Genomic DNA, 7,170 nt, shown 5'->3' with positions numbered 1-7,170 from the left:
AGCCCCACATGACCTGCCGAACCAGCACGCCCACAGCAGCCAGACAGCCCCACATGACCTGCCGAACCAGCACGCCCACAGCAGCCAGACAGCCCCACATGACCTGCCGAACCAGCACGCCCACAGCAGCCAGACAGCCCGACACGACATACCGAGCCAGCACGGCCATAGCGGCCGGCAGGCGCTGCGAACGGGATTCCGGTCAGTTGTCGGCGAGGTCGTCCAGGACGGCGCGGTCGGCCTTGTCCAGTTCGGGCCCGTCGGGGCCGTCGAGCATGTCTGGTCGCCGGAGCGCGGTGCGGCGGAGCGACTCGTCGCGGCGCCAGCGGGCGATTCGGCCGTGGTCGCCTGAGCGGAGGATGTCGGGCACGGCCAGGTCTCGCCACACCGGGGGCTTCGTGTAGACCGGTGCTTCCAGCAAGCCGGCCGCGTGCGACTCCTCGGCCAGCGAGTCGGCATTGCCGAGCACTCCCGGCAACAGACGCACGACGGCTTCCATGATGACCAGGACGGCCACCTCGCCGCCGAAGAGGACGTAGTCGCCGAGCGAGACCTCGGTGACCGGCATGCGGGTTGCGGCGTGGTCGATGACTCGCTGGTCGATGCCCTCGTAGCGGCCGCACGCGAAGATCAGGTGGGATGCTTCGGCCAGTTCGTGCGCAGTCCGCTGAACGAACGGCGCACCGACCGGGGTCGGCACGACCAACCGCGCCTGCGGCGTGGCCAATGCGTCCAATGCCTGACCCCACGGCTCCGGTCGCATCACCATGCCGGGGCCGCCGCCGTAGGGCGTGTCGTCCACCGTGCGGTGCACGTCCGAGGTCCAGGTGCGCAGGTCGTGGACGCCCACGGACAGCAGCCCGGAAGACTGCGCCTTGCCGATCAAGGACAACGACAGCGGCGCCAGGTATTCCGGGAAGATCGTGACTACGTCGACCCGCATCACAGGTCCAGCAGGCCCGCCGGGGCGTCGACCACGATCCTGCCGCCGGCCAGGTCGACCTCGGGCACGATCGCCTTCACGAACGGCACCAGAGCCGAACGGCCGCCGGGCAACGTCAGCACCAGCAGGTCGGATGACGCCGCGTGGTCGATCCGGGAAACCGTGCCCAGCACCTCGCCGGCGGGGCTCACCGCGGACAGGCCGAGCAACTGCTGGTCGTGGAACTCATCCGGATCGTCCGGCATGTCCAGGTCGTCGGAGTCGACGAGGAGCAGCACATTACGGAGATTTTCCACGAGGTCGCGCTCGTAGTAACCGTCGAACAGCACCAGCGGTCGGCCCTGATGGAAGCGGACCTCTTCGACCGTCAAGGTGTCGGGCACGACGGCCGCCGCGGTGGACGCCGTCGGGTCGGTGCGTAACACCGACCCGACGGCGAACCGCTGTTCGGGTTCGTCGGTCCGAACCTCGACGGTGACCTCACCACGGACGCCGTGAGGCCGGCCGATCCGGCCGACGACGAGAAGCATCAGTAGGCGTCGACGATGTCGACCCGGACGCCCCGGCCGCCGATCGAACCGATGACCTGGCGCAGCGCCTTGGCGGTGCGCCCGCCGCGGCCGATCACCGTGCCCAGGTCTTCCGGGTTGACACGCACTTCGAGCCGCTTGCCGCGGCGCGAGTCGACCAGCCGGACGCGCACGTCGTCCGGGTGGTCGACGATGCCCTTGACGAGGTGCTCCAGCGCCGGCCGGAGTGCCACGTCAGGCCTGCTCGCCTGAGTCCGCAACCGCCTGCTCCTCGGACTTGGGTGCCTCAGCCGCCGGCGCGTCGGCCTTCGGCTCCGCGGCCTTCGCCGCCTTCTTCGTGGCCTTGGTCGGCGCCGGAGCCTCGTTGAGCCCGGCGGCGGCCCGCGCCTCGACCTCGTAGGCCTCGCGCCGGTCGACGCGCGGAGCGGCGACCTTCAGCGGCGGCGGAGCCGGGAGGTTCTTGAACTGCTGCCAGTCGCCGGTGCGCTCGAGGATCCGCTGCACAGCCTCGCTCGGCTGCGCACCCACCGACAGCCAGTACTGCACCCGGTCGGACTTGACCTCGATCAGCGACGGCTCTTCCTTAGGGTGGTAGATGCCGACGTACTCGATCGCCCGGCCGTCACGCTTGGTGCGCGAGTCGGCGACGACGATGCGGTATTGCGGGTTGCGGATCTTGCCCATCCGCAGAAGCCGGATCTTTACGGCCACAGTCTGTTCGCTCCTGTTGCGATACGTGGGTGATCGGTCGGCCGACGCAGTGGGGTTTGAGCCGATGACCGTTCGTGGACTGGCAACGCACCCGGGGTAGAGGGCGCCGAGTGCATGCCGGATACCAACCAACCATTCTGCCAGACGGTTTTGAGACGTATCCGCCGGGTCGCACCGAAGGCGGGACGCGGTCCCGGGTTCGTCGGGGGCGCCGTCAGAGACAAACCGGTCAAACCGCCTGGGGACGATCCCAACCGGGCGGCCGAGCGTCCGACACCGACCAGGTCGGATCCGGCCGGAACTCGCACCAGGTCCCGTCGAACGGGAACTTCCCCGCCTCGATCAACTCGATCACCGCGAGACCGTTCGCGCGGATCGTCTCGGCGCCGGCCACGTCCCAGTAACTCGGGCTGCCGGTCTTCGCGGCGAACTCGTCCTCGTCCTTCCACCGCCACGACCGGTCCGGGTCGACCACGATGTCGAGCGCGTGGTCGGACGTGTCGATCCCGGCCAGCCCACCGTCGTCCCACCGCCGGAACGGATCTTCGAGGTTCACGTACCAGCCGTCGAACTCGCCCGTGTGCTGGTCGAAGAACCACCAGACCGACCAGGGCGAACCGTCGGCCGGGTGGAACGGCATGATCGGACCGCCGATCCAGCGCTGGACGGTCAACTCGGTCGGCCCGAGTTCGTCGATCGTGCCGTCGTGGTGGGTACGTCCGTCCGCCGTCATCAACCGCCAGTAGCTGACCCCGGCCGGCTGCCAGAGACGCAGGCCCCGCTCGTCGTCGGCGACCACCACGAACGAGCCGACGAAGCTGATCCGTCCACCGCGCCAGTACCGCCGCACCACCGTGCGGCCCGCCTCAAAACCCATGGAGACACAGCCTACGGAGAAACGCGGGCCGCGGCCGGCCGGTTCCACCCCGCCGGCAACGTCGTCGGCGTCTCCCACGCGGGATCCGGCCGGAAGTCGGTCCAGGTGCCGTCGAACGGGAACTCCCCCGCTTCGATCTGCTTGACCACCCGCCAGCCCTCGTCACGGACGGCGCTCTCGTCGCGTACCCAGTAATGATCTGGAAAGGCCAGTCGCTCGGTGAACTCGTCTTCGTCTTTCCAGCGCCACGTGCGGTCCGGGTCGACCACGATGTCGAGGTCCTGGTCGACCACGTCGATCCCGGCGAGATCACCGTCGTCCCAGCGGACGGCGCGCTCCTCGAGGTTGACGTACCAGTTGGCGAAACGGCCGGCCGCGTCGTGGAACCACCAGACGGAGTGGTCGGCGCCGACCGGGTGGAACTTCAGCACCCCCGGACCGGCCCACGGGTGCTCGCGCAGGCCGTAGGACAGGCTGATCCACTCGGCGAACGGCATCGAGCGCATCCCGCGCCCGTCGGCGGAGACCTCGGATGCCACCACGGTGCCGCGCTCGATCCAGACCAGCAGGCCGCGCTCGTCGTCGCTGACCACCCGGGCGGGGCGGACCCAGCCCAGGCGGTCGTGGCGGACGTTGCGGTGGACGATCAGACGGCCGGTGGCGAACCCCATCAGTAGGAACGGCCGAGGATCGCGACCAGGTCCGGCTCCTCCTGCGAGTCGGGCACCGAGCCGTCGGCCCGGACCAGGCAGCGCACGGTCACGCCCTGGCCGTTGGCCTCGGCCTCGCCGTCGACGCCGACCGCCGACCACGGAACCCGGGCCCAACCGGTCGCGGTCGCGGCGATCGCGTCGGCCAACGTAGGCACAGACACTGTGCGGGACTCGCGGAACTCCAACGCCTGGTCGTACAACTTCTGCTGGTCTTCGTCGAGCACGGCCAGCACCCGACCGACGACGTCGGCCACCGGCACGGCGGTCTTGCTGCCGTCGAAGCGGCGCACGACGACGGCGTTGCCGGCGGTCAGGTCGCGGGGGCCGACCTCGACCCGCACCGGGTAGCCCTTGAGCTCGGCGTCCACGGCCCGCCGCCCGAACGCGGTGTCGACCCGGTCGTCGAGCGCGACCCGCACCCCGGCGTCGCGGAGCGCGTCGCGCAGCTTCGTCGCCGCCGCGGTCACCCCGTCACCGTCCTTGACGACCATGACGTAGGCCTGGATCGGCGCGAGCCGTGGCGGCACCCGCAGCCCGTTGTCGTCGCCGTGGCTCATGATCAGGCCACCCAGCATCCGGGTCGACGTGCCCCACGAGGTGGTCCAGGCATGCTCGACGCCGCCGCTGGCCGCGGAGTAACTGATGTCGAACGCCTTGGCGAAGTTCTGGCCGAGCTCGTGCGAGGTGCCCATCTGCAGCGCCTTGCCGTCGCCCATCATGCCCTCGAGCGTGTAGGTGCTGGTCGCGCCGGCGAACCGCTCACGGTTGGTCTTGCGGCCGACCACGACCGGGATGCCGAGCACGCCGACCATGAAGTCTTCGTAGACCTCGTGCAGGATCTTGCGGGCGTAGTCACGCGCGTCGGCCTCGGTGGCGTGCGCGGTGTGCCCCTCCTGCCAGAGGAACTCGCTGGTGCGCAGGAAGATCCGCGGGCGCAGTTCCCAGCGCACGACGTTGGCCCACTGGTTGAGCAGCAGCGGCAGGTCGCGGTAGGAGTCGACCCACTTGGCCATGAACTCGCCGATCACGGTCTCGCTGGTCGGCCGGACGATGACCGGCTCGGCGAGTTGCTTGCCACCACCGTGGGTGACGACCGCGAGCTCAGGCGAGAACCCCTCGACGTGGTCGGCCTCGCGCTTGAGGTAACTCTCCGGGATGAACAGCGGGAAGTAGGCGTTCTCCGCGCCCGCGATCTTGATCCGCGCATCCATCTCGGCCTGCATGCGCTCCCAGATCGAGTACCCGGCCGGTCGGATCACCATCGTCCCGCGCACCGGCCCGTTGTCGGCGAGCTGGGCCTTGGCGATCAGATCCTGGTACCAGCGGGGAAAGTCCTCCGCACGGGGAGTAAGCACGCGAGCCATAACCGGGAATCCTAGCGAGAGGCGTTTTGATCACCGCGACCGCGCCACTGCCCCACAAGTCGGCCGGCCCTGCCGGGTCCGCGGTGGCGTAAAACCCCGTAAACTACGCTTATGACCGATTCTGCCGCGCTCGACACCGCCGCGCGCCTGCTCGGCCATCCGCTGCTTCTGCCGTTGGGCCCGGGCGAGCCGTCGGTGGGCGCCGAGTTCCGGCGGTTGGCCACCGAGCACACCTTCGGTGACTCCTGGAGCCGGCCCGGCCTCGACGACCGCAGCCGCGCCCTGATCTCGGTGACGATCGCCGCGACGCTGGGCACCCAGGAACCGCTGCGCGGCCAGGTGCGGATCGCCCTGCGCAACGGCGTGACCAAGGCCGAGATCGTGGAACTCTTCATCCACCTGGAGGCCTACGCGGGCGCCGCCCGCGCCTTCGACTCCTACCAGACCGCCCTCACCGTCTTCGCCGAAGACCCGGACAGCTGAGCGGCCGCGCCTCAGCGACGGTCACCCCTCACTGGATCACGCGGCCGCGCAGGACGATGCGGCTCGGGGCCCGCACCACCCGTAGGTCTTCGCGGGGGTCGGCGGCATAGACGACCAGATCGGCCAGACCACCCTCGACCAGGCCCGGGAAACCGAGCCAGGCGCGCGCCGCCCAGGAGGCCGCGGCCAGCACGTCGGCCGCGGGCATGCCGGCCTTCTCGTGCAGCATCAGCATCTCGTCGGCGCAGGTGCCGTGCGCGATGGCGCCGCCGGCGTCGGTGCCGACCACGATCGGGACGCCGGCCTCGTGGGCCGCGCGGACCACCTCGGGGAAGCCGGCGTGCAGGGCGCGCATGTGGGCCGCGTACCCGGGGAACTTGCCCTCGGCCCGGGTCGCGATGTCGTCGAACGTCTCGATGTTGATCATCGTGGGCACCAGGACCGTGCCGCGGCGGGCCATCTCGTCGATGTCTTCCAGCGACAGCCCGGTGCCGTGCTCCACCGAGTCGACCCCGGCACGCACCAATGTGGACACGGCGGTCTCGCTGAACGTGTGCACGGCCACCCGGGCACCGGCGGCGTGCGCGGCGTCGATCGCCGCGGCCAGCACGTCGGGCTCGAAGGTCGGGCCCAGATCGGCGGTCGACCGGTCGAGCCAGTCGCCGACCAGCTTGATCCAGCCGTTGCCGGCCCGGGCCTGCTCGGCCGCCGCACCCGGCAGCTCGTCGGGCGAGCACTCGATCGGGATGCCCTTGAGGTGGGTCTTCGGCGCGGCCAGGTGCCGGCCGGCCCGCGACAGCCGGGGCATGTCAGGGTGGTCGTCGAGCTCCGGGTAGGGGAACGGCGAGCCCGCGTCGCGGATCGCCAGCGTGCCGGCGTCACGGTCGATCACCGCGGCGGCCAGCGCCTGGTCGATGGTGGTGATCGGCCCGCCGCCGGCCGCGATGCCGATGTGGCAGTGCGCGTCGACCAGGCCGGGCAGCACGAACCCGCCCTCGCTGATCGTCTCGGCGCCGGCCACCGGCTCGAACGTCACCCGGTCGCCGACCAGCCAGAGGTCGCGGGTGGTGTCGTCGGGGAGCAGCACTCCCCGCACGTGCAGTGGGGTCAGCTCACGCACAGCTCGTTGCCTTCCGGGTCGGCGAGCGTGACCCAGGTGAACGGGCCCTGCCGCCCGTCGTGCAGGTGGGTCGCGCCCTTGCTGAGCAGCCGGGCCACGACGGCGTCGCGCTCGTCGCCGGTGCGCACGTCAAGGTGCACCCGGTTCTTCACCGTCTTGGGCTCGGGAACCTCTTGAAAGAGCACCCGAGGCGCGCGCTCCAGCCCGTCGGGGTGGCGGATGGCTGCGCCGGTCTTCCACACCAGCGCACCCCGGTGCCGGGTGGTCTCCGCCTCGGTCGCGTGCCCCTCGTCGACCATCTTCCGGATGAAGGCCTCGTCCTGCGGTTCGACGCTCCACCCGAGCGCGTCGGCCCACCAGTCGGCCAACACGTGCGGCTCGGCGCAGTCGACAACCACCTGAAACTCGTAAGCCATCCGGTGATTTTAG

Annotated in this window: 10 protein-coding genes; 1 reads left to right on the top strand and 9 read right to left on the bottom strand. The window is 70.4% G+C overall.

The annotated features are described in order from the left end of the window. Positions 1-202: 202 nt before the first annotated feature. The 7 genes from trmD to proS form a co-directional block, all read right to left on the bottom strand. Positions 203-943, bottom strand: a complete 741-nt coding sequence (gene trmD, locus AB0J74_RS33785; RefSeq protein ID WP_363455525.1) for a tRNA (guanosine(37)-N1)-methyltransferase TrmD — start codon at positions 941-943, stop codon at positions 203-205. Continuing rightward, positions 943-1,473, bottom strand: a complete 531-nt coding sequence (rimM, locus tag AB0J74_RS33780; RefSeq protein ID WP_363455522.1) for a ribosome maturation factor RimM — start codon at positions 1,471-1,473, stop codon at positions 943-945. Before rimM ends, trmD begins: the two co-directional genes overlap by 1 nt. Beyond that, positions 1,473-1,733, bottom strand: coding sequence for an RNA-binding protein (locus AB0J74_RS33775; protein ID WP_203784186.1), 261 nt, complete (start codon positions 1,731-1,733; stop codon positions 1,473-1,475). Before AB0J74_RS33775 ends, rimM begins: the two co-directional genes overlap by 1 nt. Then, positions 1,708-2,184, bottom strand: a complete 477-nt coding sequence (gene rpsP / locus AB0J74_RS33770) for a 30S ribosomal protein S16 (protein ID WP_363455517.1) — start codon at positions 2,182-2,184, stop codon at positions 1,708-1,710. The genes AB0J74_RS33775 and rpsP overlap by 26 nt, the downstream gene beginning before the upstream one ends. 229 nt (positions 2,185-2,413) lie before the next feature. After that, positions 2,414-3,061 carry a DUF402 domain-containing protein gene (locus tag AB0J74_RS33765; protein WP_363455515.1) on the bottom strand — a complete coding sequence of 216 codons (648 nt, stop codon included), beginning with the start codon at positions 3,059-3,061 and terminating at the stop codon, positions 2,414-2,416. An 11-nt stretch (positions 3,062-3,072) separates the two neighbouring features. Beyond that, positions 3,073-3,732, bottom strand: a complete 660-nt coding sequence (locus AB0J74_RS33760; protein ID WP_363455512.1) for a DUF402 domain-containing protein — start codon at positions 3,730-3,732, stop codon at positions 3,073-3,075. Beyond that, positions 3,732-5,138: a proline--tRNA ligase gene (gene proS, locus AB0J74_RS33755; protein WP_363455509.1), complete on the bottom strand. Its 1,407-nt coding sequence runs from the start codon at positions 5,136-5,138 to the stop codon at positions 3,732-3,734. The genes AB0J74_RS33760 and proS overlap by 1 nt, the downstream gene beginning before the upstream one ends. A 111-nt stretch (positions 5,139-5,249) precedes the next feature. Here proS and AB0J74_RS33750 point away from each other — a divergent pair, with 111 nt between their 5' ends. Further along, a complete protein-coding gene (locus tag AB0J74_RS33750; RefSeq protein WP_363455506.1) occupies positions 5,250-5,621 on the top strand; it encodes a carboxymuconolactone decarboxylase family protein in 372 nt (123 codons plus the stop codon). Between the two features lie 28 nt (positions 5,622-5,649). On the opposite strand, the gene AB0J74_RS33745 is transcribed toward AB0J74_RS33750, so the two are convergent. Both AB0J74_RS33745 and AB0J74_RS33740 read right to left on the bottom strand, forming a co-directional pair. Beyond that, entirely contained in the window at positions 5,650-6,732 is a 1,083-nt protein-coding gene (locus AB0J74_RS33745; protein WP_363455605.1) for an amidohydrolase family protein, read from the bottom strand. Further along, entirely contained in the window at positions 6,729-7,157 is a 429-nt protein-coding gene (locus AB0J74_RS33740; protein WP_363455503.1) for a VOC family protein, read from the bottom strand. Before AB0J74_RS33740 ends, AB0J74_RS33745 begins: the two co-directional genes overlap by 4 nt. Between the last annotated feature and the right edge of the window lie 13 nt (positions 7,158-7,170).

This window comes from Asanoa sp. NPDC049573, assembly GCF_040676615.1.
Lineage (GTDB): Bacteria > Actinomycetota > Actinomycetes > Mycobacteriales > Micromonosporaceae > Asanoa.
Note: the sequence above shows the minus strand (reverse complement) of the source record. Positions and strands in the feature narration are given on the sequence as shown.

What these genes read in the sequence shown, in the direction of transcription:
- trmD (WP_363455525.1), bottom strand. Translation starts at nt 943, where the DNA reads ATGCGGGTCGACGTAGTCACGATCTTCCCGGAATACCTGGCGCCGCTG.
- rimM (WP_363455522.1), bottom strand. Translation starts at nt 1,473, where the DNA reads ATGCTTCTCGTCGTCGGCCGGATCGGCCGGCCTCACGGCGTCCGTGGT.
- AB0J74_RS33765 (WP_363455515.1), bottom strand. Translation starts at nt 3,061, where the DNA reads ATGGGTTTTGAGGCGGGCCGCACGGTGGTGCGGCGGTACTGGCGCGGT.
- AB0J74_RS33760 (WP_363455512.1), bottom strand. Translation starts at nt 3,732, where the DNA reads ATGGGGTTCGCCACCGGCCGTCTGATCGTCCACCGCAACGTCCGCCAC.
- proS (WP_363455509.1), bottom strand. Translation starts at nt 5,138, where the DNA reads ATGGCTCGCGTGCTTACTCCCCGTGCGGAGGACTTTCCCCGCTGGTAC.
- AB0J74_RS33750 (WP_363455506.1), top strand. Translation starts at nt 5,250, where the DNA reads ATGACCGATTCTGCCGCGCTCGACACCGCCGCGCGCCTGCTCGGCCAT.
- AB0J74_RS33740 (WP_363455503.1), bottom strand. Translation starts at nt 7,157, where the DNA reads ATGGCTTACGAGTTTCAGGTGGTTGTCGACTGCGCCGAGCCGCACGTG.